At 68.0% G+C, this 22,503-nt stretch carries 20 protein-coding genes and 1 tRNA gene; 11 read left to right on the forward strand and 10 right to left on the reverse strand.

The genetic code is table 11. From position 1 onward, the window contains the following. Positions 1-27 precede the first annotated feature (27 nt). Entirely contained in the window at positions 28-621 is a 594-nt protein-coding gene (locus ABZ717_RS12175) for a class I SAM-dependent methyltransferase (RefSeq protein ID WP_358508630.1), read from the reverse strand. Positions 622-781: 160 nt separating this feature from the next. Between ABZ717_RS12175 and paaZ the strand changes: the two genes are divergently transcribed. After that, entirely contained in the window at positions 782-2,815 is a 2,034-nt protein-coding gene (gene paaZ / locus ABZ717_RS12180) for a phenylacetic acid degradation bifunctional protein PaaZ (RefSeq protein ID WP_358508632.1), read from the forward strand. Between the two features lie 139 nt (positions 2,816-2,954). Then, positions 2,955-3,431: an SRPBCC family protein gene (locus tag ABZ717_RS12185; RefSeq protein WP_358508634.1), complete on the forward strand. Its 477-nt coding sequence runs from the start codon at positions 2,955-2,957 to the stop codon at positions 3,429-3,431. 56 nt (positions 3,432-3,487) lie between these two features. On the opposite strand, the gene ABZ717_RS12190 is transcribed toward ABZ717_RS12185, so the two are convergent. From ABZ717_RS12190 to pdhA, 3 genes are read right to left on the reverse strand one after another with little or no spacing between them, the layout of a single operon-like run. Further along, the gene (locus ABZ717_RS12190; RefSeq protein ID WP_358508636.1) at positions 3,488-4,828 is read right to left on the reverse strand and encodes a dihydrolipoamide acetyltransferase family protein; all 1,341 of its coding nucleotides are present in this window, start codon (positions 4,826-4,828) and stop codon (positions 3,488-3,490) included. Beyond that, positions 4,825-5,811 carry an alpha-ketoacid dehydrogenase subunit beta gene (locus ABZ717_RS12195; protein ID WP_358508638.1) on the reverse strand — a complete coding sequence of 329 codons (987 nt, stop codon included), beginning with the start codon at positions 5,809-5,811 and terminating at the stop codon, positions 4,825-4,827. Before ABZ717_RS12195 ends, ABZ717_RS12190 begins: the two co-directional genes overlap by 4 nt. Before the next feature lies 1 nt (position 5,812). Next, a complete protein-coding gene (gene pdhA, locus ABZ717_RS12200) occupies positions 5,813-6,898 on the reverse strand; it encodes a pyruvate dehydrogenase (acetyl-transferring) E1 component subunit alpha (RefSeq protein ID WP_358508639.1) in 1,086 nt (361 codons plus the stop codon). 384 nt (positions 6,899-7,282) lie between these two features. Here pdhA and ABZ717_RS12205 point away from each other — a divergent pair, with 384 nt between their 5' ends. Further along, complete coding sequence (locus tag ABZ717_RS12205; protein ID WP_358508641.1) at positions 7,283-7,780, forward strand: phosphoribosyltransferase; 498 nt, start codon at positions 7,283-7,285, stop codon at positions 7,778-7,780. A 169-nt stretch (positions 7,781-7,949) separates the two neighbouring features. Then, the gene (locus ABZ717_RS12210; protein WP_358508643.1) at positions 7,950-9,608 is read left to right on the forward strand and encodes a catalase; all 1,659 of its coding nucleotides are present in this window, start codon (positions 7,950-7,952) and stop codon (positions 9,606-9,608) included. A gap of 77 nt (positions 9,609-9,685) precedes the next feature. On the opposite strand, the gene ABZ717_RS12215 is transcribed toward ABZ717_RS12210, so the two are convergent. Further along, positions 9,686-11,047, reverse strand: a complete 1,362-nt coding sequence (locus ABZ717_RS12215) for an MFS transporter (RefSeq protein WP_358508645.1) — start codon at positions 11,045-11,047, stop codon at positions 9,686-9,688. A 304-nt stretch (positions 11,048-11,351) separates the two neighbouring features. Here ABZ717_RS12215 and ABZ717_RS12220 point away from each other — a divergent pair, with 304 nt between their 5' ends. From ABZ717_RS12220 to ABZ717_RS12235, 4 genes are all read left to right on the forward strand, one after another. Then, a complete protein-coding gene (locus ABZ717_RS12220; protein ID WP_358508647.1) occupies positions 11,352-11,579 on the forward strand; it encodes a DegT/DnrJ/EryC1/StrS family aminotransferase in 228 nt (75 codons plus the stop codon). 80 nt (positions 11,580-11,659) lie between these two features. After that, positions 11,660-12,661 carry an ABC transporter ATP-binding protein gene (locus tag ABZ717_RS12225; protein ID WP_358508649.1) on the forward strand — a complete coding sequence of 334 codons (1,002 nt, stop codon included), beginning with the start codon at positions 11,660-11,662 and terminating at the stop codon, positions 12,659-12,661. After that, positions 12,658-13,470: an ABC transporter permease gene (locus ABZ717_RS12230; protein WP_358508651.1), complete on the forward strand. Its 813-nt coding sequence runs from the start codon at positions 12,658-12,660 to the stop codon at positions 13,468-13,470. Before ABZ717_RS12225 ends, ABZ717_RS12230 begins: the two co-directional genes overlap by 4 nt. A 48-nt stretch (positions 13,471-13,518) precedes the next feature. Next, positions 13,519-13,749 carry a hypothetical protein gene (locus ABZ717_RS12235; RefSeq protein WP_358508653.1) on the forward strand — a complete coding sequence of 77 codons (231 nt, stop codon included), beginning with the start codon at positions 13,519-13,521 and terminating at the stop codon, positions 13,747-13,749. 162 nt (positions 13,750-13,911) lie between these two features. Here ABZ717_RS12235 and ABZ717_RS12240 read toward each other — a convergent pair whose 3' ends face one another. After that, complete coding sequence (locus ABZ717_RS12240; protein ID WP_358508655.1) at positions 13,912-15,105, reverse strand: histidine kinase; 1,194 nt, start codon at positions 15,103-15,105, stop codon at positions 13,912-13,914. A gap of 274 nt (positions 15,106-15,379) precedes the next feature. On the opposite strand from ABZ717_RS12240, the gene ABZ717_RS12245 reads away from it, so the two are divergent. Next, entirely contained in the window at positions 15,380-16,036 is a 657-nt protein-coding gene (locus ABZ717_RS12245) for a response regulator transcription factor (RefSeq protein ID WP_358508657.1), read from the forward strand. Positions 16,037-16,273: 237 nt separating this feature from the next. Here the strand turns inward: ABZ717_RS12245 and ABZ717_RS12250 are convergent, their stop codons facing one another. Next, positions 16,274-16,957, reverse strand: coding sequence for a TetR/AcrR family transcriptional regulator C-terminal domain-containing protein (locus tag ABZ717_RS12250; protein WP_358508658.1), 684 nt, complete (start codon positions 16,955-16,957; stop codon positions 16,274-16,276). A 39-nt stretch (positions 16,958-16,996) separates the two neighbouring features. On the opposite strand from ABZ717_RS12250, the gene ABZ717_RS12255 reads away from it, so the two are divergent. Next, positions 16,997-17,875 (forward strand): type II CAAX endopeptidase family protein, encoded by an 879-nt coding sequence (locus ABZ717_RS12255; RefSeq protein WP_358508659.1) that lies wholly within the window; start codon positions 16,997-16,999, stop codon positions 17,873-17,875. Positions 17,876-18,045: 170 nt separating this feature from the next. Beyond that, positions 18,046-18,474 (forward strand): NUDIX hydrolase, encoded by a 429-nt coding sequence (locus tag ABZ717_RS12260; RefSeq protein ID WP_358508661.1) that lies wholly within the window; start codon positions 18,046-18,048, stop codon positions 18,472-18,474. A gap of 361 nt (positions 18,475-18,835) precedes the next feature. Here ABZ717_RS12260 and ABZ717_RS12265 read toward each other — a convergent pair. From ABZ717_RS12265 to gyrA, 3 genes are all read right to left on the reverse strand, one after another. Beyond that, positions 18,836-18,909, reverse strand: a tRNA-Ile gene (locus ABZ717_RS12265). Positions 18,910-19,108: 199 nt separating this feature from the next. Further along, a complete protein-coding gene (locus ABZ717_RS12270; protein WP_358508663.1) occupies positions 19,109-19,750 on the reverse strand; it encodes a DUF3566 domain-containing protein in 642 nt (213 codons plus the stop codon). 101 nt (positions 19,751-19,851) lie between these two features. Next, positions 19,852-22,470 (reverse strand): DNA gyrase subunit A, encoded by a 2,619-nt coding sequence (gene gyrA, locus ABZ717_RS12275; protein WP_358508665.1) that lies wholly within the window; start codon positions 22,468-22,470, stop codon positions 19,852-19,854. Positions 22,471-22,503 lie beyond the last annotated feature (33 nt).

A 22,503-nucleotide genomic window follows, 5' to 3' on the forward strand; every position in this document is an offset into this window, starting at 1 on the left:
GTTCAGGGATCAGGGCACGTTGAATCCTCAGCGGATGGGGCGACGGAAGCGGTACCACCGGGGGTTGGTCCGGTTCATGGGCCAGCCCAGGCCTTCGGTCGACGCGTCTTCCACGTCGACCAACTCCCATTCGGGGAATCCCGCCTCGACCTCCGCTCGCGACACCCCTTCGACCATTCGTCGATAGATCGACGGGCCGAAGGCGAGCATCAGCAGGGTGGCGCCCGGGTTGGCCAGGGCCGTGACCCCTCGCCCTTCGGCGGCGCGTTGACTCTCGTCGAGGCCCTGAAAGCAACCGATGTCGAGGAACAGGTCGAAGGTGCCGAGGTCGGGGGAGAGGTCGGTCGCGTCTCCGACGAGGTAGGTGACCTCGGCGGGGCCCTTCCGGCGAGCGGCTTCGATGGCGGCGGGAACGAGATCGACGGCGGTGGTCTCCCAACCACGTCCGACGAGTTCGGGGGTGAACTGCCCACGTCCGCAACCGATGTCCAGCGCGCGACCGGGGCTGTCTCGTTCCCGGGACTCGCGTTCGAGCCAGGAACGAAGTTGCGCCCCCGCGGCGGGACCGTAGCGCTCCCAGGGGGTGAAACCAAGACGGTACATCCGCGCGTAGTCGGTCATGGGTCCACGGTAAGTCGGCTTTCGAAGACGGCGAAAGTGCCCCGCGCCTTCCGCGGAAAGCACTGGTGGCACACGCTTGCGCAGGCACGGCCCTATTTACTGACCGATCGGTCTGTAATACTGTTCCAGCAGACCCGCCATCCGAGGAGAGGACCGTCAGGTGTCCGAAGTACTGGAGAGCTACGCCCAGGGGTCGTGGTTCACCCCCACGGACGAGGGCTCGCCCTTGGCCGACGCGAACACCGGCGAGACCGTCGCCCGCATCTCGAAGAACGGTCCCGACGTCGCCGGAATGGTCGAGTACGCGCGCACCGTGGGCGGCCCGGCCCTGCGAGAACTCACCTTCCACCAGCGGGCCAACATCCTCAAGGAACTCGCCAAGCACCTCATGGGGTACAAGGACGAGTTCTACGCGCTCTCCCACCGCACCGGCGCGACCGCCCGCGACACCATGGTCGACGTCGACGGTGGCTTCGGCACCCTCTTCAGCTTCTCCAGCAAGGGCCGCCGCGAACTCCCCAACGCGAAGGTCATCCTGGACGGCCCACTCGAACAGTTGAGCAAGGGCGGCACCTTCGTCGCCCAACACGTCTACACCTCCCGCCCGGGCGTGGCCGTGCAGATCAACGCCTTCAACTTCCCCGTCTGGGGCATGCTGGAGAAGCTCGCCCCCGCCTTCATCGCGGGCCTGCCCAGCATCGTCAAGCCCGCCGGTCAGACCTCCTACCTGACGGTGGCCGTGGTCAAGCGGATGGTGGAGTCCGGCCTGCTGCCCGAGGGTTCGCTCCAACTCCTGGTGGGCAGCCACCGAGGCCTGCTCGACGACCTGGGCCCGCAGGACATCGTCGGGTTCACCGGCTCGGCGTCCACCGGCACGATCCTGCGCAACCACCCGAACGTGGTCAGCGGCGGGGTCCAACTGAACGTGGAGGCCGACTCCCTCAACTGCTCGATCCTGGGTCCCGACGTCAAGCCCGAGGACCCCGAGTTCGACCTGTACGTCAAGCAGGTCGTCACCGAGATGACCGTCAAGGCGGGCCAGAAGTGCACCGCCATCCGACGCGTCATCGTCCCGACGTCGATGGCCGAAGCGGTCACCGAGGCCCTCATCGGCAGGCTCTCCAAGGTGAGGGTCGGCGCGGCCGACAACCCCGACGTGCGCATGGGCGCCCTGGTCTCACAAGACCAGCGCGAGGAGGTCCGCAAGGCGGTCAAGGCACTGCGCACCTCCAGCGAACTGGTGTTCGGTGACCCGGAGCGGGTCGAGGTGACCGGAGCCGACGACGAGTCCGGCGCGTTCATGTCGCCGATCCTGCTGCGGGCCGAGCCCGGCGCGAGGGAACCCCACGACGTGGAGGCCTTCGGTCCGGTCAGCACGATCATCACCTACGACACCGTGGGCGAGGCCGTGGAACTGGCCGCACGCGGCCAGGGCAGCCTGGTCGGTTCGCTGGTCACCAACGACGAGGACGTGGCCCGCGAGGTCGTCCTGGGCACGGCCCCCTGGCACGGCCGCATCCTGGTGCTCAACCGCGACGACGCCAAGGAGTCCACCGGCCACGGTTCCCCGCTGCCCGTCCTGGTGCACGGCGGCCCCGGTCGCGCCGGTGGCGGCGAGGAGCTGGGCGGTGTGCGCGGCGTCAAGCACCACATGCAGCGCACCGCGATCCAGGGCTCCCCGGACATGCTCACCGCGATCACCGGCCACTGGACCACGGGCTCGCGCCGGGACATCGGCGACGTGCACCCGTTCCGCAAGGACCTCACCGAGCTGCGGATCGGCGACACCATCGCGTCGGCCGAGCGCACCGTGACCCGCGCGGACATCGACCACTTCGCGGAGTTCACCGGGGACACCTTCTACGCGCACACCGACGAGGAGGCCGCCGCCGCCAACCCGCTGTTCGGCGGGATCGTGGCGCACGGCTACCTGGTGGTGTCGCTGGCCGCCGGTCTGTTCGTCGACCCGGCCCCGGGCCCGGTGCTCGCCAACTTCGGCGTCGACAACCTGCGTTTCCTCACCCCGGTGAAGGAGGACGCGGTCATCAAGGTGACCCTGACCGCCAAGCAGATCACCCCGCGCACCAACGCCGACTACGGCGAGGTGCGTTGGGACGCGGTCGTCACCGACCAGAACGACGAGGCGGTCGCCACCTACGACGTCCTCACCCTGGTCGCCAAGGGCGACGAGTAGCCGAACGGACAAGTAGCCGAATCGCCATGTAGCCGAGTCGACAGAGCGACAGGACGACACACGCAGACGCCCCCGGTCCGAGCACACGCTCGGACCGGGGGCGCTGTCATGCTGGGGATCTCGACGAAGGGGGAGCGACGTGCGTGAACGTGACCGACGAGTCCCGCCCCGGCGCACCACCACGCTGCGGGTGACCGAGGACTTCCACGCCCCGGTGGAGCGGGTGTTCGCGCTGATCATCAGCGAGGCCGGGTTCCTGGACGCCATGCCTCCCGGGGTGGAGGTCCTGGAGTGGCCCGAACCGTTCGAGGCCGATGCCGTCATGGATCTGCGCTGGGGCACGGCCGGGCTCTACCCGGTGCGCTGGAACGCCGTGATCGACGCCTTCGAGGCGGGGCGTTCGTTCAGCGACCTCCAGGTACACGGCCCCTTCCGATACTGGCGGCACACCCACCGGGTCGAGCCGTTCGGATCGAGCACCCGGCACACCGACGTGGTCGAGTTCTCCACCGGTCTGGGCCCGCTGGGCGACCTGGTCCTGGCCACCGCGCTCCGTGGCGCGTTCGGCCCACGCCTGCGCCGGATGCGCGCCACCCTCGAAGACCATCGGGCATGAGAAGCGCCCCGTCGGGTGCCGACTCCCTCCGGGGCGCTTCCGTTCGGCGTCACCACTTATAGGCGGGCGATGGCCTTGGCCGGGGCCTCCATGGCGTCGGCGACCACGCGCATGAAGCCCGCCGCCGCACCGCCGTCGCAGACGCGGTGGTCGAAGGCGAAGGACAGCTGCGTGATCTTGCGGACCGTCAGCTCCCCGTCGACGACCCACGGACGGTCGATGACGCGGCCGAGTCCGAGGATCGCCACCTGGGGATGGTTGATGATCGCGGCGCTGCCGTCGACCCGCAGTGACCCATAGTTGTTCAGGGTGAACGTGCCACCGGTGAGTTCGGCCGGGGTGGCCTTGCCCTCGCGGGCCCTCCGGGAGAGCTCCTTGATCTCGGTGTCCAGTTCGGCGGTGGTGAGCCGGTGCGCGCCCATGACGGCCGGGGCTACCAGGCCGCGGTCGGTCTGGACGGCCAGGCCCAGGTTGACCCCGTCGTACTGGACGAGTTCCTCGCGCTCGGTGTCCACCAGGCCGTTGAGCTCCGGGTGGGCTCGCAGACCGGCCAGGGCGAAGCGGGCGACGTAGGCGAGCAGGCCGGGACCTTCCGGATCGGACCGGCGTAGGCGCACCAGTTCGGTGGCGTCCACGTCCACCCACACGGTCGCCTCGGGGATCTCCTGACGACTGCGGGAGAGCGAGGCGGCGACGGACCGGCGGAACGCGCCCATCGGGGCCCGCCGGGACTCGGCCAGGCCGGTGCGGGTGTCGACGGCGCCCGGGGCCACCGGGGCCGGGGTGGGCGGGGGAGCGGGGGAGTGGACCGCGATCGGGGCGGACGGGGCCGGAGCGGTGGTGGAGGCACCGGCCGCCTCGATCGCGGAGCTTACGTCCCGTCGGGTGATGAGCCCGCCGGGTCCGCTTCCCTGGATGTCGGTCACGCGCAGCCCGGCTTCCCGGGCCATCTGGCGGACCAGGGGAGAGGTCACCAGGGGGACCCGACGGGTCGGGTTCGCGGGCTGGGATCCACGCGCCGGCGGACGGTCGCGGGGCCTGCGGCGCCGTCCCGTGGCCTGCGCTTCGGGGGTGCCGTAACCGATGAGGACGTTGCCCGAACCCGAGCCGGCGCGTTCCTCCTCGCGGTAGCGCTCACCCGCGGAGTCGGCGGCCGTGCCGGAGTCCACGGTGATGAGCGGCTTGCCGACCGCCATCACCTCGCCCTCCTGTCCGTGCAGGACGGTGACCGTCCCGGCGTAGGGGGAGGGGACCTCGACGATCGACTTGGCGGTCTCGACCTCGGCGATCGGTTGGTCGAGGGTGACGGTGTCGCCGACGGCGACCAGCCACCGGACCACTTCGGCCTCGGTCAGGCCCTCCCCGAGGTCGGGGAGGTCGAAGTTCTGGGCGGTCACTGGTCCTCCCACTGCAGGTCGTCGACGGCGTCGAGGATGCGGTCCACGCCGGGCAGTTGGTACCGCTCCAGCTTGGGCGGGGGGAAGGGGATGTCGAAGCCGGTGACGCGGCGGATCGGGGCGGCCAGGGAGTGGAAGCAGCGTTCGGTGACCCGGGCGACGATCTCGGAGGCCACGCTGGCGTAGCCGCTCGCCTCGGCGATCACGACGGCGCGACCGGTGGAGCGCACGGCGGCGCACACGGTCTCGTCGTCGAAGGGGACGGGGGAGCGCACGTCCACGACCTGGAGGCTGCGCCCTTCCTGCGCGGCGGCCTCGGCGGCCTCCAGCGCGGTGGGCACGGACGGCCCGTAGGCGATGAGCGTGGCGTCGGTGCCCTCTCGGCGGACGACGGCCTTGCCCAGGGCGGGCACGGGTCGGTCGAAGTCCACCTCCTCCTTGGCCCAGTAGAGCTTCTTGGGCTCCATGAACACGACGGGGTCGGGGGAGGCGATGGCCTCGCGCAGCAGGTGGTAGGCGTCCTCGGGGGTGGCCGGGGTGACGACCTTCAGGCCGGGGGTGTGCGCGTAGTAGGCCTCGGAGGAATCGCAGTGGTGCTCGACGCCGCCGATGCCGCCGGCGAAGGGCACGCGGATGACGATGGGCAGACCGACCCGGCCGCGGGTGCGGTTGCGGGTCTTGGCCACGTGGCTGGCGATCTGTTCGAAGGCCGGGTAGGCGAACGCGTCGAACTGCATCTCGACGACCGGGCGCATGCCGTTCATCGCCATGCCCACGGCCATGCCGACGATGCCGGACTCGGCCAGCGGGGTGTCGAAGCAGCGGTCCTCACCGAACTCGGCGGTCAGTCCGTCGGTGATGCGGAAGACGCCGCCGAGCGGTCCGACGTCCTCACCGAACACGTACACGGAGGGGTCCTCGGTGAGGGAGTCGCGCAGCGCCCGGTTGAGCGCCTGCGCCATGGAGAGCTTCTCGGTCGCCATGTCAGTTGCCCTCTCTGCTCAGTTCGTCGGCCAGGAAGGCGGCCTGCTCGTTCAGCTGTGGGGTGGGGTCGGCGAACACGTGCGCGAACAGTTCGGCGGGATCGGGGTCGGTGTTCTTCGCGACGCCCTCGCGCATGTGGGCGGCGACGGCCTCCGCCGCTTCGGCGATCTCGGCCCGCTTGGTCTTGGTGAGCACCCGCTTGCGCTTGAGGTACTTCTCCATGCGCGTCAACGGGTCGCGCTCCACCCACGGGTCGACCTCGCCGCCGTCGCGGTAGCGGGTGTCGTCGTCGGCGTTGGTGTGCGCCTGCATCCGGTAGGTGTGCGCCTCGACCAACCGCGGGCCCCCATCGGAACGGGCCGATGCGACGGCGCGCTCCAGGACGGCGAGGACCGCGGCGGCGTCGTTGCCGTCCACTCGCTCGCCGGGAACGCCGTAGCCGATGCCCTTGTGGGCGAGTGAGGGGGCGGCGGTCTGTCGGGCCAGGGGCACGGAGATGGCGTACTCGTTGTTCTGTACGAAGAACACGACCGGGGCCTTGAACACGGCGGCGAAGTTCAACGCCTCGTGGAAGTCGCCCTCGCTGGTGGCGCCGTCACCGCACAGCGCCATGACGACGGTGTCCTCACCGCGAAGGCGCGCGGCGTGGGCGACGCCGACGGCGTGCAGGAGCTGGGTGGCCAGCGGGGTGGCCTGGGGTGCGACGTTGTGCGCGTAGGGGTCGTAGCCGGCGTGCCAGTCGCCCTTGAGGAGGGTGAGGACCTCGACGGCGTCGACTCCGCGCGCGATGACGGCGGCGGTGTCGCGGTAGGTGGGGAAGAGCCAATCTCCGTCGGCCAGGGCGAGCGCGGCACCGGTCTGGCATGCCTCCTGCCCGTGGGAGGAGGGGTAGACGGCGAGGCGGCCCTGTCGGACGAGGGCACCGGCCTGGTCGTTGACCCTGCGGCCGATCACCAGGGAGGTGTACGCCTCCAGGAGGCGCTGGTTGTCGGGCATCGCGAGCCCGGAGCCGTCGACCGGGGTTCCGGTCTCGTCGAGCAGCTGTAGCGGCCGCTCGGAGGGGAGTAGGCCCTGGTGTTCAGCCATGCTGCAACCTCCTGGTGCGCGGAAGATCTGTATGCGGACATGGTGCTGTTTCCGGCCATCTGTTCGCCACAAACCGGACAGAATCAAGAAAATGTCATGAGGGAAGGACCAATAAGTGACAAAAGGTCTGAATATGTGACCCAGGACACCGCCGCTCGTGGACATGTGGCCCACGACTCAGGGGCGAGTGACCCTCACCCCACGTGTCGACCCATCGATTCGTCCCCACCTCGACTCGTCGCCGAACCGACACCCGGTGGGCTCACCGCGCCGCCATTCGGGTACCCGGGCGTCGTTAGCATGTACCGGTGCGGCGGACGGCCTGACCTGCGAGACGCCGCCGCGAACCGGACAACGCCAGGGCTACCAGGGGGAAACCAGACCGTGAGCGACGAGCGCGAGAACCTGACCTACGAGCTCTTCGGCACCGCCATTCGCGAGATGGCCCAGACGATCGCCGACGACGGGTACGAGCCCGACATCATCCTGTCCATCGCACGCGGCGGCCTGTTCGTCGCCGGTGGTCTGGGCTACGCCATGGACGTCAAGAACCTGCACGTGATGAACGTGGAGTTCTACACCGGCGTCGGCACCACCCTCGACATGCCCGTCATGTTGCCCCCGGTCCCCAACGTGGTGGACCTGAGCAACAAGAAGGTCCTGGTGGCCGACGACGTCGCCGACACCGGCAAGACCCTCAAGCTCGTGCACGACTTCTGCTCCGCGCACGTCGCCGAGGTACGTAGCGCGGTCATCTACGAGAAGCCGCAGTCGCTGATCAAGTGCGAGTACGTGTGGAAGCACACCGACCGCTGGATCAACTTCCCCTGGTCCGTGCTGCCTCCGGTGGTCGAGCGCCCCGACCAGGTTCGCGACGCCTGACCCCACGAATCGGCGTCGGAAGCGTCCAGCCCCGGTGTTTCACGTGAAACGCGGGGCGCTCCTCCCCGTCGACCTTTCCTTCGGCAATTATTCGGTCACCTGGGCATCACTCAGCGCAACCACGGGCAGGGGAGTGAGGGGAACACGACCGACACGGGGGACCGCCGACATGACCGACGTATCCAGCCAGGGGCCCGAAGCAGGCGACGAGCGCGAAGTGCTCACCAATCGCCAGGGCCACCCGGTCTACGACAACCAGAACCAGCGCACGGTGGGCGAACGGGGGCCCGCCACCCTGGAGAACTACCAGTTCCTGGAGAAGATCAGCCACTTCGACCGCGAGCGCATCCCGGAACGCGTCGTGCACGCGCGAGGGGCGACCGCGTTCGGCTACTTCGAGTCCTACGGCAAGTGGGGCGACGAACCGATCGAGCGCTTCACCCGGGCCAGGCTCTTCCAGGGCGCGGGTCGGCACACCGAAGTGGCCCTGCGCTTCTCCACGGTGATCGGCGGACGCGACTCCTCCGAGTGCGCGCGGGACCCTCGGGGTTTCGCCATCAAGTTCTACACCGAGGACGGGAACTGGGACCTGGTCGGCAACAACCTCGCGGTCTTCTTCATCCGGGACGCCATCAAGTTCCCGGACGTGATCCACGCGCTGAAACCGGACCCGGTGACCTTCCGACAGGAGCCGAACCGGATCTTCGACTTCATGTCCCAGACACCCGAGTGCATGCACATGATCGTCAACCTGTTCAGTCCCCGTGGCATCCCCTCGGACTACCGGCACCAGCAGGGGTTCGGCGTCAACACCTACAAGTGGGTGAACGAGACGGGCGACACCGTCCTGGTCAAGTACACGTGGATGCCCAAGCAGGGTGTGCGCAGCATGACCGAGGCCGACGCCGCCAACGTCCAGGCGGACGAGACCGGGCACGCGACCAAGGACCTGCACGAGGCCATCGACCGCGGTGACCACCCCGAGTGGGAACTGCTCGTGCAGATGATGAGCGACGACGAGCATCCCGAACTCGACTTCGACCCCTTGGACGACACCAAGACCTGGCCCGAGCAGGACTTCCCGCCCAAGCCGGTGGGTCGCATCGTGCTCGACCGCAACGTCTCGGACAACTTCGCCGAGAACGAGCAGATCTCCTTCGGTACCGGCGTCCTCGTCGACGGCCTGGACTTCTCCGACGACAAGATGCTGGTCGGCCGCACCTTCTCCTACAGCGACACCCAGCGGTACCGCGTGGGCCCCAACTACCTGCAGTTGCCGGTCAACCAGGCCAAGCACACCGAAGTGCGCACCAACCAGCGCGACGGGCTGATGGCCTACGGGCAGGACCAGGGCGGCGAGAACCCGCACGTCAACTACGAACCCTCCATCACCGGCGGGCTCCGGGAGGGGCGGTTCCCCACCCATGACGAGCAGGGGCCGCAGATCCGGGGGCGCCTGACCCGTAAGCGCATCGGTCGCGCCAACGACTATCAGCAGGCGGGGCAGCGCTTCAGGCTGATGGAGCAGTGGGAGCGCGACGACCTGGTGCACAACTTCACGGACCTGCTCTCCCAGTGCGTGCGCCCCATCCAGGAGCGAATGGTGTGGCACTTCCTCCTGGTGGAGGACGAACTGGGACTCCGGGTCGGCGAAGGGCTGGGGATCGCGCCCGGTGACGTGGCCGGCATGGAGCCCCTGCGCGGCCAGGACCTCACCGACGAGGACCGGGAGCGGCTGGCGAACCTGGGAGCGAACGGCCCCAGGGACGTGTCCGGGTTGACCATGACCCACTGCGTCCCCAACGAACGCCACGTGGTCGAGCGCTGAGGCGCCGTCCACCGAACGACGGCGCGGCCCCGGTTCGCCGTCGAACCGGGGCCGCGTCCCGTGTGAGGGGGCTACGTCTACTTGGCCCCGGCGACCTCCTCGACGTGCAGGTCGACGCCCTGGATGTCCTTCCTCACCAGGGAGACCGCCACGAAGGAGATCACGGACAGGACCACGATGTAGACGCCGATGGTCCAGGAGGCACCGAAGTTGGTCAGCAGCAGTTCAGCGATCATCGCGGCGAAGGCGCCGCCCAGGATGGCACCGAGCGCGTAGCCGATGGAGACACCCGAGTAGCGCACCTCCGCGGGGAACATCTCGGCGTACAGCGCGGACTGGGGGCCATAGCTCAGCCCGAAGGTCAGTGTGAAGACGAAGACGCCGAGGAAGTACATGTAGATGTTCCCGGTGTCGACCATGAACCACATCGGGATTGCCCAGGCGGCGAGTAGGACGTAGCCGATCTGGAAGGTGCGCACCCGGCCGATCCTGTCGCAGATCCAACCCCCGTACAGGGTGGAGATCAGCCAGCCGAAGGACGCCAGGGTGGTCGCGAGCAGGACCGGACCGCGTTCCATGCCCAGACCGAACTCCTCGACCGGACGCGAGGCGTAGGTCGCGAGGAAGGCGATGACCAGGTAGCCGGCGGCGTTGTTGGCGACGAAGATCAGCGCGGACAGGACGACCTCGCGGGTGTTCTCACGGAACAACCGACCCAGCGGGGCGGAGGACTTGGCCCGGCGCTCCTGCATGAGCTCGAAGACCGGGGACTCCTCGACCGTCTTGCGGATGAGGTGACCGATGATGATCAGCACGAAGGACAGCAGGAACGGGATGCGCCAGCCCCATTCGAGGAAGGCGTCGGCGCCGATGATCGCGGTGATCAGCCAGACCACGAAGGTCGCCAGGATCATGCCGCACGGCACGCCGATCTGCGGGTAGGCGCCGAAGTAGCCGCGCTTGTTCACCGGTGCGTGTTCCACCGACATCAGGGCGGCACCGCCCCACTCTCCACCGGCGGAGAAGCCCTGGAGCACGCGCATGAGGATCAGCATGATGGGCGCGGCCATGCCGATCTGGGCGTAGGTCGGCAGCAGGCCGATGGCGCAGGTGGCCAACCCCATCAGGATGAGGGTGGCGACCAGGATCTTCTTGCGCCCGAAGCGGTCGCCGAGGTGCCCGGCGACGATCGCGCCGAGCGGTCGGAAGAGGAACGAGATGCCGATGGTGGCGAAGGACAGCACCTGAGCGACGGCGGGGCTGCTCTCGGACAGGGGCGCCAGGAAGAGCGGGGCGAGTACGAGGCCCGCCGCCTGGGCGTAGATGAAGAAGTCGTACCACTCGATGGTGGTGCCGACCATCGTCCCCGCGAGGACCTTTCGCCTCTCCTTCTGGTCGAGTGGCCGGGGGCCGGGGGTCGCGGCGTCGGAAGTCGCCATCAATGCTCCGTATTTCTCAGCCGGCCGTGGCCGGATTCGCTGGCGGGGCCGCGACGCACACTCCGCTCCGGCCGCGACGGGTGTCACGACACGGAGGTATTTGGACGGTATGCGCCTGAGCCCTAGGACACCATGGCATGTGAGTCAGAGCACTTTCTACACCAGGGTCCAAATATTCGCAGCTGGGACCCTATGACCTGACCGAACGGTCGGTGGGGAACCATGGTTGTTCAGGCACTTCGAACACCACGCGACCACGCGGTCACGGTGAAGGGTCGACAAATCCGCACGGCGACAAGTCCACATGCTGAGACGCCGTGGGCGCCCGCCGCGGGGTACGGACGACGGTGCGCTACCCCGCCCGGTCCACCTGACGTCGGGCTCCGCGCACCTGGGGTACGTGCCGGGTTCCCTCCCCGTGACGGAGGCCGTGGCCGAGGAGGTCCTCTCGCTGCCCCTGTACCCCTCCCTCAAGGACTCCGATCAGGAGCAGATCATCACCGCTGCGCACGAATCGCTTGACGCAGTGTGACATCCTCCCGTGGCTGTCATCCGGTTTCCGTGACAGCGCGGTACTTACCCGTGTGAGAGCCGCGCTGTGACAGTGAAGGCATGTCCACACCACCGCTCACCGAACTCGCAGTCGAAGTCGACGGGCTCTGTTACTCCTACGGTTCGTTCCAGGCCGTCAAGGACGTCTCCCTGCGCGCCGGTCGAGGTGAGGTGTTCGCCCTGTTGGGTACCAACGGCGCAGGGAAGACCACCTCGCTGGAACTGATCCAGGGCTACCGGAGGCCGGACGAGGGCCACATCCGCGTCCTCGGCCTGGATCCCTTCCGCGACCGCCGCGACCTGCGTCGACGAACCGGCTTCATGCTCCAGGAGGCCGGTTTCCTCACGGAGATGACCGTCCGCGAGATGACACACCTCTGGAGCTCCATCTCGGGTCGTGTCGACGACGTGGACTCGGTCCTGGAGCGCGTCGAACTCTCCCACCGTGCCGGGGTCCGTCTGGACAAGCTGTCCGGCGGCGAGAAGCGACGCCTGGACATCGCACTGGCGGTGTGGGGCTCCCCCGAGCTGGTGGTGCTCGACGAGCCCACCACCGGGCTGGACCCCGAGTCCCGTCGGCGCCTCTGGTCCATGGTCGACGAGCTGCGGTCGAACGGCTCCACCATCATCCTGACCACGCACTACCTCGAAGAGGCCGAGTCCCTGGCCGACAGCCTGGCCATCATGCACCAGGGACGTGTCGCCGTCGCCGGGACCAAGCGCGAGGTCCTCGCCTCGTACCCGGCCACCATCACCGCCCGCCTGCCCGACGCGGAGGCGGACCGGCTGCCCGCCCTGTCCGCCGTCCCGACCATGGAGCGGTACACCGACGGTTCGGAAGCCTCGCTGCGGATCGAGACCTCGACACTCCAGACGGACCTGACCCTCCTCCTGAACTGGGCGGAGCGCCAACGGTTCACCCTGACCGACCTGCACGCCCAAGCCGCCACCTTGGAGAACCTCTTCCACGCGATCCGGGTGGGAGACGAACGGCTCTCCTCGGACGAGCCGCCGAGCACCGACGCCGAGCACCGCGTCAAGGAGGACGTGACCACGTCATGACGACGAACGAAACGCGCCCGGCCGCCCCGGACCGGACCATGATCCGCTCACGCGGGCGGTTCGCCCTCATGATGGCCTTCACCCTCACCGAACTACGGCTGCTGACGCGTCGCAAGGGCGTGCTCGCGGTCGCACTGCTCCTGCCGATGATGTTGGTCGGTCTCTCCTACCTGGGGCAGCGACCGGAGGGCTCGGAGCAGTGGGGCGCCACACTCGGCGTGTACTTCATGTACGCGCTGATGATGACGCCGTACATGAGCACGGCGACGCAGCTCTCGTCACGTCGGGACACCTTGGTCTACAAGCGACTGCGAACCACGGAGCTGGACGGCGCGGAGCTGATCGCCGCCAACCTGCTCGCGGTCGCGGCGCTCGGCCTCACCCAGATGCTCCTGATGCTGGCCGTGTTCCTGGTGACCGGCGCCCCGGCACCCGAGAACCTGCCGTTGGTGCTGGTCGGGGTCGTCCTGGGGCTGATCCTCGCACCCACCCTGGGCACCTTCATCGTGTCCATCACCGGCAACCACGAGCGCGTCATGTTCACGATGATGCCGCTGCTCATCCTGGCCGTCATCGGCGCCCAACTGCTCGACCACCCGATCGAGATCGTCTCCTGGCTCTCGATCCTCGTCCCCCTCGTCCCCGCGGCGGACCTGATCACCAAGGGCTGGGGCGGCTCGGGAGCCGGACTCCAGACCCTCCCCCTACCGGTGTCGCCGGTGGTCGCCGACATCGTCCTCCTCGTGGGGTGGACGGCGCTCGCGATCTTCGTGACGACGCGTACCTGGCGGTGGGAGCCCCGTTCCTGACCCCCGGGGACGGCGCCCCGAAGCCATCGGACCCACAAGGAGAAGACCATGAACTTCCTGTACGCCCTCTCCGGCCTCAAGCCCGGTACGAGCGTGGCCCAAGAGGTCCTCGTCCAGCTCATCACCATCGGTGTCGTCGGGCTCATCATCCACCTGTTCGTCTCCGACCGGCCGTTGATCCAGATCCTCGGCATGGCGGCCATCCTGGTCTACTCCGTCGGTCGGGTGGTCGTCGTCATCTCCGCCCAACGCGCCGACCGCTCGACCTCCGACCGCTGATCGGGTCCGCGGAGGAACCACCGGGTGTCGCGCTCTACGCGCTACGGCACCGGCTCGGACACGGGTCCGGGACCCTGACGGCCGGCGAGGCACAGGCGGTGGAGGAGTTCTGCTTCCTCACGCGTGCTCTGGGGTCGTCCCTGGGAGAGCGACCGCCGTCGCTCACCACCGACGTCGTGCCGGGCGAGCGGTCACCGCCGCCGGCACCCGGGCCACGAGGGTGAACGTGCCGTCATGCTCCTCGGCGGTCAGTTCGCCCCCGTGTTCGGCGACACGTCGACGCATGCCGACGATGCCGCTGCCCTCGTCGGCTTCGGAGGAGGTGTTCACCGGCGGCACCCCGTCGTTGCGCACCGTGAGTTCCAGGTGATCCCCCTCGCGCGACCAGCGAATGAGGCAGGTCGTCGGGGTCGCGTGCCGCAGCATGTTGGTGACCGACTCGCGGATCACGCTTCCGAAGACCCCGCTCGATCGCTCGTCCACGTCGTCGAAGTCGCCCTCGATCTCGCAGCGCACGGAGGCCGATCGCAGCAGCCGTTCGGCGGCGCGCACCTCCTCGGGCAGGTGGGTGGCCCGACGGTTGCGCACCAGTTCCCGTACGTCGTGTACGGCACCACGCGCGACCGACTGGATCTCCTCCATCTCAGTGCGGGCACGCTCCGGTTTCGCCTCGACGAGCCGTGCCGCGAGTTCGCCCTTGAACGCCACGACCTCCAGGGCCCGGCCCAGGATGTCGTGCAGGTCCTCGGACAGACGCAGCCGCTCCTCGGCGACCGCGAGCCGCAACGTCGCACGCTCCGCGCTGACGGTGCGCTGCCACAGCATGGGACCGGTCGCCTCCCAGTACCCGATGAACATGACGACGAAGAAGGAGAGCAGGGCCTGCTGGCCGCTGTCCGCTCCGGCCTCCTGCGCCTTCACCAGGTACACACAGGTCGCCGCCGCCAACCCGACGGAGAGCGCGTAGTAGGGACCGAGTCGGTTCCGGTACAGCGTGATCACGTCGGCGATCGCGGTTCCCGGCAGCAGCAGCCACATCCAGGGGACGGCGACCCACTCCGTCGCGAACCAGGTGGCCACCAGCGAGACCAGCACCAGCGTCCACGTGATGACCGCCCGGTAGGGCGGCGAGGGCCGCCAGGGCAGGACGTCGAACGTCAGGATGCGCACCAGGAAGAACAGACCGACCAGCGCCACCAGGAACAGGGCCCGGAGCGTCCCGGGAAAGACCGCGATCAGGGTGACCACCGGGACGACCACCACGAACATCATCGTGAGGTAGTGGCTCCTGCGCACGTGACGGAGGACCACACCGTCCGGGGTGATGGCCTCGTCGAGCCGTCGGCGATCGCTCATGGGCCCGCTCCCTGAAGGGTGACGTCGGCGTGCGGACCGATCGTACAAACGATTCCCGGGCAAGGAAGGCGTCGACGGTATGAAGGGCGTCCTCCTCATCTGCGCACCCGACTCGCTCACCCCGTTCCAGGCACTCCTGGGGACCACGTGTTCCACGGGCCCGGCTTCCACGACCAGGACGTGGTGGACATCGCCCGGGACCTCACCGGTCCGTTCACCCCCGCGTGAACCGCCCCGGGACTTCTCTGGCACGCTCCGCGAGGTGGCGGCGATAATGGCCCTACCGTGCGACAGGGCGTCGCACAAGGACGTTCCCGGGGAGGAAGACCTGATTCGCGTACTGCTCGCCGAGGACGAGGCGATGACCCGTGAGGCCATCGCGGCTCTGCTCGATCTGGAGCCCGACATCACGGTGGTCGGCCAGGCGGACAACGGTGGCGACGCCTTCAGGATCGCGTTGGAGTCGCGCCCGGACATCGCCATGCTGGACATCGAGATGCCCGACGGTGGACTCGTGCTCTTGGGAAGACTGCGCAAGCACTGCCCCAACGTGCGCTGTGTCATCCTCACTCGCCACGCCAACCCGGGAACGCTGCGGCGGGCGTTGAAGGAGGGGGCGACCGGCTTCATCGCCAAGAGCACGTCCGCCCAGAGCCTGTCCAACGTCCTCAGGCGCGTCGCGGTGGGGGACAGGTACGTCGACCCCTACTTGGCGGCCGACGCGCTGGCGGAGCCGAGCTGTCCACTGAGCGAGCGGGAGCTGAGCATCCTGGCCGAGGTCGACCAGAGCACCACCACCAAGGACATCGCCGCCAAGCTCCATCTGGCCAACGGCACCGTGCGCAACTACCTATCGGGGATCCTGGAGAAACTCGACGTCAAGACCCGTTACGAGGCCGCCGAGCTGGCGCGTGAGGCGGGCTGGATCTGAGCCGCCGGCGCCCAGGCCGTTCAGGAGGACATGAGCGTCACTCTGGACGAGGGTGTCGACGCACCGAGCACCATCCCCCGCAGCATCACCATCTCCATCACCCTCGATTGCCAAGAGCCGTCGAGTTTCCTTCCCAACGGTTCGGGCCGGCCACCACACGGAGGCCGGCCCTCCACGCGTTCGTGGACACTTGTCGACATGACGACGCGCCTCGTTGTCGACATGACGACCCGAGGGTCACCCACGGAGTCGTGCCTCGGCTCCCGTCAGGATCAGGTCCAGGGCCTGGTCGAAGTAGGTGTTCTCCACCGCCAGGGCGTCGGCCTTGGCCACCGCGGCGGAGACCGCGCCCTCGTGACCCTCGGGATGGTCGGTCTTGGCCACCCGCATGGCCACGGCCGACGTGGCCGCACCGAGGATCTGGTTCGACACCGCCCTGATCATGACCGCCTGACCCTCCTCGTCGGCACCGGACCCCTGGATCGCCTCGACGATCCGCCGTGACAGGGCGATCGCGTTGGGGCCGAGCAACGGTCTCGAACCGGCGAACTCGGCGGCCCACGTATGCTCGGTCAGGGCCATGTAGAAGCGGCGTGCGGCCTCCTTGATCGCGAGGTCCCAGGGCACGTCCGCGCCGGGGAGAGCCGAGGCGGCCCCCGCGAGGATCTCGTCCACGGCCAGGTCCACCAGATCCTCACGCCGCTCCACGTACCAGTACAGACTCGTCGCGTGCACCTCCAGTTCGGCGGCGACCTTGCGCATGGTGAGAGCCGAGGCCCCATCGCGGTCGAGTAGGGCGATGGTCCCTCCGACGATGCGGTCCCTACTCAGTGCCGGCTTCGCACGGCGTTTGCGCGGCGAGCGTTGGAAGACGCTCTCGAACTGCTGCTCGGATCCTGTATCAGCCATGCTCGACAGCATATCCGCAATCCTACGTTGTATGTATCTATCCAACGGTGTATGTTTCTGGGCATGGCAACAACGAGCTCCTCCACGCACCCCCTGTCCTCCGCCCCCTCCACCCCCGATCAGTCACGCACGACGGTCGTCGCCCCCCACGGACTCGGCGTCTTCTTCCTCCTGGCCTTCGCCTTCTCCTGGACGACCTGGTGGATCTTCCCTCGCCTGTTCCCCGGCGCCGACCCGATGCCGGCCGTCGTCATCGGGGCCTTCGGCCCGATGGTGGCCGCGATCATCGTCACCGCGGCCACCCAGGGCCGCCAGGGGGTGGGCGCGCTCTTCCGCCGCCACTCCCTTCGCCGCAGAGGCGGACTCCTGCCCTACGCGGCCGCCGTCCTGATCGTTCTCGCCATCGCCGGCTCGGCGGCGCTGCCCGTCTACCTGGGTCAGGCCGACCTTGACGAGGCCGCCCTTCGGCAGGCCCTGATGACCGTTCCGATCCAGTTCCTGGTCATCGCCCTGGTCGGTGGCGGCAACGAGGAACTCGGCTGGCGAGGCTTCGCCCTGCCGCGCCTCCAGGGAGCGCACAGCCCCCTGGCCGCGAACGTGATGCTGGGGATCATCTGGGCCGTCTGGCACGCCCCGCTGTTCTTCATGGAGGGCACCTCCCAGTCGAACATCCACTTCCCCTCGTACGTCCTGCTGTGCCTCGGGATCACCGTCGTCCTCGGCTACGTGTTCAACTCGGCCCGAGGCGGGGTGATCGCCGCGGTGATCACTCACGCCGCGATCAACGTCGCCTCGGGACTCAAGGGTGTGGCCGTGGGCGCCCCGGCCTCGCCCATCGAGGTCGGGCTGGTCCTGCTGGTCGCCCTGTTCCTTCTGGTCTGCACCCGCGGACGCCTGGGCCTGCCTCGGAACGCCGGCGTCGAAGGCTGACGACGAGGACTGACACGACGATGACGACCCTGCCCGCGCGGGCAGGGTCGTCATCGTCGTGTTCCCCACCGGGTGTGACGGAGACAGCGATCACGCATCGGTTCGCTCTTGGTTCTCGGTCGGCCCCATGGCCTCATTGCGTTCTCTAGGGTGCCGGTATGGACACACGAGTGACAGGCCTCCTTGTCGAGGACGGGAAAGTACTGCTCTTGGACCAGGACACCGACGGCCCACGCAGGTGGAGCTTGCCAGGTGGACGGGTGGAGGAGGGCGAATCGCTCGGTGACGCCCTGGTTCGCGAGATGCGCGAGGAGACAGGGATCAAGGCCGAGGTTGGGCGCCTGTTGTATCTGTGCGACCACATCGTCTCGGAAAAGGATGTGCACGTCGTGCACATCACCTTTGAGGTTCGCCGTACGGGTGGTTCTCTGGGGGACATCTCGGAAGGACTCGACTCGCGGCCGATCCGAGGAGTGGAATTCGTGAAGACCGGGGACCTACCCCACCTCGGATTCAGCGAACGCTTCGCGCGTTTGGTCGAGGACGGATTTCCCGGGGCCGGTTCCTACATGGGACCCAAGTCGGCGATCGGTCTGTGACAGGACGCTGATCAACTTCCGGTCAGGGTCAGCCAAACCGTCGTGGCCTCCGAGCTCGCCAGAAGTGGCGCGTTCCCGTGACGGCCACTCCGCTATGGCGGGAGCTACCGGGTGGCCGCCGCGGAGCTCCTGGAGCTGTTGGGCGTGCCACTGGCAAAGAGGGAAGCGTCGGCCAGAGCCGGGTCGACATGGCGATTCGATCTGTTGTCGACTTGGCGTCCTGTCGATACCCCTCAAGTACCGGGGGAGCACGGGCTCGGCAGGGGTCGGGCGTGGGGCTCCACGGTCAGATGACCGGTCGAAACAGAAAGAGCCCTGCTCTCCGAATGGAGAAGCAAGGCTCTGAACCGCACAAATCGAGTGGGCGTACCAGGACTTGAACCTGGGACCTCATCCTTATCAGGGATGCGCTCTAACCGACTGAGCTATACGCCCTCGTTCCGTCAGGAACTCTACCGTATCCCGGGGGCCTGGGCGAACCGGAGACCTCCTGGCACGAAAGAGGTGACGCGGGATGAACCACGTCCCTCTTCACCTCCCATTTTAGCCCGTTCACGACAGTGCTCGGACCGATCCGGAAGGTTCGTCGGGCCCGGCTCTCAGCAGCAGAGCCGGGCCCGACGGACGAACGAAACTACTCGGCCTCGGAGAGGGTGACGTCGACGCCACCGACCAGGTCCGCGACCAGGTTGTAGACCATCGCCCCCACCGTGGACAGGGCGGTCAGAAGCACGACGTTCAGCGCACCGACGACACCGGTGTAACCGAGGACGCGGCCGGGGGAGAACCAGGCGGCCGGGTTCAGACCCAACTCGTCGTCGCCACCGTCGCCCTCCAGGAGAGCGTTGATCATGTTGGTGAGTTCGTCGAAGACACCCAGCATCGACAGGACCGCGTAGATCACCGCGACGGCGACGAACAGGATGATGAAGCACACGAGGGCGACCACGAAGCTGAACTTCATGACCGACCACGGCTCCACCCTGGAGACGGTCAGGTGGGCCTTCCGGCTCGCCAGTGTCGCCTTGACGGCGGTCGGGCTCGCCGGCCCGGGGCTCGCCTTGGGCTCCTCGGGCGTGGACGGAGTCTCGGACTCGGGTTCCGGCGTGGACTCAGGCGTGGACTCGGACTTCACTGTGGCGCCCCCCGATTCCTGCTCGGCCGTTGTCTCCGAGGAGTCCGCAGCGGTCGGTTCCGCCGTCTCCACGTTCGAGTCCCCTGCGACACCCGCCGCGTCGGAATCTTTGCTGCTGGTGTTCGACTGATTCTCAGACATAGAAACGTTTCCGCTGGACTTTCATTGGGACGGATCGATCCGTGGGTCCCGTGGGGCCGCCGAAACGAACCCCACGGGACGTACTGCGTATAACGCGCAGTCTAGGCCTCGTTGTCGCCTTCACCCGAGACCTGACCGTCACCCGTGTCGGCGTTCGCGTTCTCGGCCGCTTCGACCGCGTCCGCGACCTCCTCGGCCTCCGCCTCTTCCGCGGCCTCCGCGTTGGCGGCCACGGCGACGATCTTGTTGCCCTTGTCGAGGTTCATCAGGCGGACGCCCATGGTGGTACGCCCGGACTGCTTGACCTCACCGGCTCCGGTGCGGATGACACCACCGGCGGAGGTGATCGCGAAGATCTCATCGACCTCCGGGTCCACCATCAGGGCGCCGACCAGCTTGCCGCGGGCCTCCACGACCTTGGCCGTCAGCACACCCTTACCGCCACGGTTCTGCGTCGGGTACTGCTCCGAGAGGGTCCGCTTGGCGTACCCGTTCTCGGTGGCGACCAGGACGTCGGTCGAACCGTCACCGGGCCGGATGACGTCCATGGACAGCAGGTAGTCGCCCTCCAGGAAGCGCATGCCGATCACACCACTGGTGGCGCGACCCATGGGACGCAGCGACTCGTCGGAGGCCGAGAAGCGGATCGCCTGGGCGTCGCTGGAGATCAGCAGCAGGTCGTCCTCGGAGAAGACCAGACGGGCGGCGATGAGCTCGTCGTCCTCGCGCAGGTTGATCGCGATGATGCCGGCCGAACGAGCGGAGTCGAAGTCCGCCAGACGCGACTTCTTGACCAGACCCTCGCGCGTGGCCAGCACCAGGTACGGCGCCGCCTCGTAGTCGCGCAGCGCCATGATCTGCGCGATCTCCTCGCCCGGCTGGAACGGCAGCAGGTTCGCGACGTGCTGACCGCGCGCGTCGCGTGCGGCCTCCGGCAGCTCGTAGGCTTTCGTCCGGTACACCCGACCCTGGTTCGTGAAGCAGAGGATCCAGTGGTGGGTGGTGGTGACGAAGAAGTGCTGGACGATGTCGTCCTGCTTGAGCTGGGCACCGCGCACACCCTTACCGCCGCGCTTCTGCGCCCGGTAGTTGTCGATGCGGGTGCGCTTGGCGTATCCACCGCGGGAGATCGTGACGACCACGTCCTCCTCGGCGATGAAGTCCTCCATGCGCATGTCACCCTCGAACGGGATGATGTGCGTGCGTCGCTCGTCGCCGTACTTCTCGACGATCTCGCCGAGTTCCTCGCGGATGATCGAGCGCTGGCGCTCCTCCGAACCGAGGATGTCGTTGTAGTCGGCGATGAGCGCCATCAGCTCGTCGTACTCGGCGGTCAGAGCGTTGCGCTCCAAGGCGGCGAGCTTGCGCAGCTGCATGTCGAGGATGGCCCGGGCCTGGATGTCGTCGATCTCCAGCAGACCCATCAGGCCGGTACGCGCCTCGTCGGCCGAGGGGCTGGCCCGGATGAGGTTGATGACCTCGTCGATGCGGTCCATGGCCCGCAGCAGCGCACGCAGGATGTGCGCCCGCTCCTCGGCCTTGCGCAGCAGGTACTTCGTCCGACGGACGATGACCTCGACCTGGTGCTTGACCCAGTGGCGGATCATCTGGTCCAGGCGCAGGGTGCGCGGCACACCATCGACCAGCGCCAGCATGTTGGCGCCGAAGGTCTCCTGGAGCTGGGTGTGCTTGTACAGGTTGTTCAGCACGACCTTGGCCACGGCGTCGCGCTTGAGCACGATGACCAGACGCTGACCGGTACGACCACTGGACTCGTCGCGCACGTCGGCGATGCCGTTGACCTTGCCGTCCTTGACCAGGTCGGCGATCTTCAGCGCGAGGTTGTCCGGGTTGACCTGGTAGGGCAGCTCGGTGATCACCAGGATCTGGCGACCGCGGCTGTCCTCCTCGACCTCGACCACGGCGCGCATCGTGATGGAGCCGCGCCCGGTGCGGTACGCCTCCTCGATGCCGCGCTTGCCCACGATGAGGCCGCGGGTCGGGAAGTCGGGGCCCTTGACCCGGGCCATCAGCTCGTCGAGCAGTCGCTCGTCGTCGGCCTCGGGGTTGTCCAGGTACCAGTAGACTCCCTCGGCGATCTCGCGCAGGTTGTGCGGCGGGATGTTGGTCGCCATACCGACCGCGATACCCGAGGAGCCGTTGACCAGGAGGTTCGGGAAGCGGGCCGGCAGGACGACAGGCTCCGAGGAACGACCGTCGTAGTTGGGCCGGAAGTCGACGGTCTCCTTGTCGATGTCCCGGAGCATCTCCATGGCCAGCGGAGCGAGCTTGCTCTCCGTGTAGCGCATGGCGGCGGCCGGGTCGTTGCCCGGCGAACCGAAGTTGCCGTTCGGGTCGACCAGGGGCATCCGCATCGACCACCACTGGGCCAGACGGACCAGGGTGTCGTAGATGGCGCTGTCGCCGTGCGGGTGGTAGTTACCCATCACGTCACCGACGACGCGGGCACACTTGAAGTAGCCGCGGTCGGGGCGGTATCCGCCGTCGTACATGGCGTACAGGACGCGCTGGTGGACCGGCTTGAGGCCGTCCCGGACGTCGGGGAGGGCGCGGCCGACGATGACGGACATCGCGTAGTCGAGATAGCTGCGCTGCATCTCGACCTGGATGTCGACGGGCTCGATCCGGTCCGTCACACGTTGCGGGGACTCCATGGGGGAGCCGCCCTCAGGGGCGTCGGGGTTATTCGCATCCGTCACGGATGTCGATCCCTTCTAAGCTTGCTGAAGCGA

The sequence above is a fragment of the Nocardiopsis sp. NPDC006832 genome, assembly GCF_040635885.1.
In the GTDB taxonomy this organism is placed as follows: domain Bacteria; phylum Actinomycetota; class Actinomycetes; order Streptosporangiales; family Streptosporangiaceae; genus Nocardiopsis.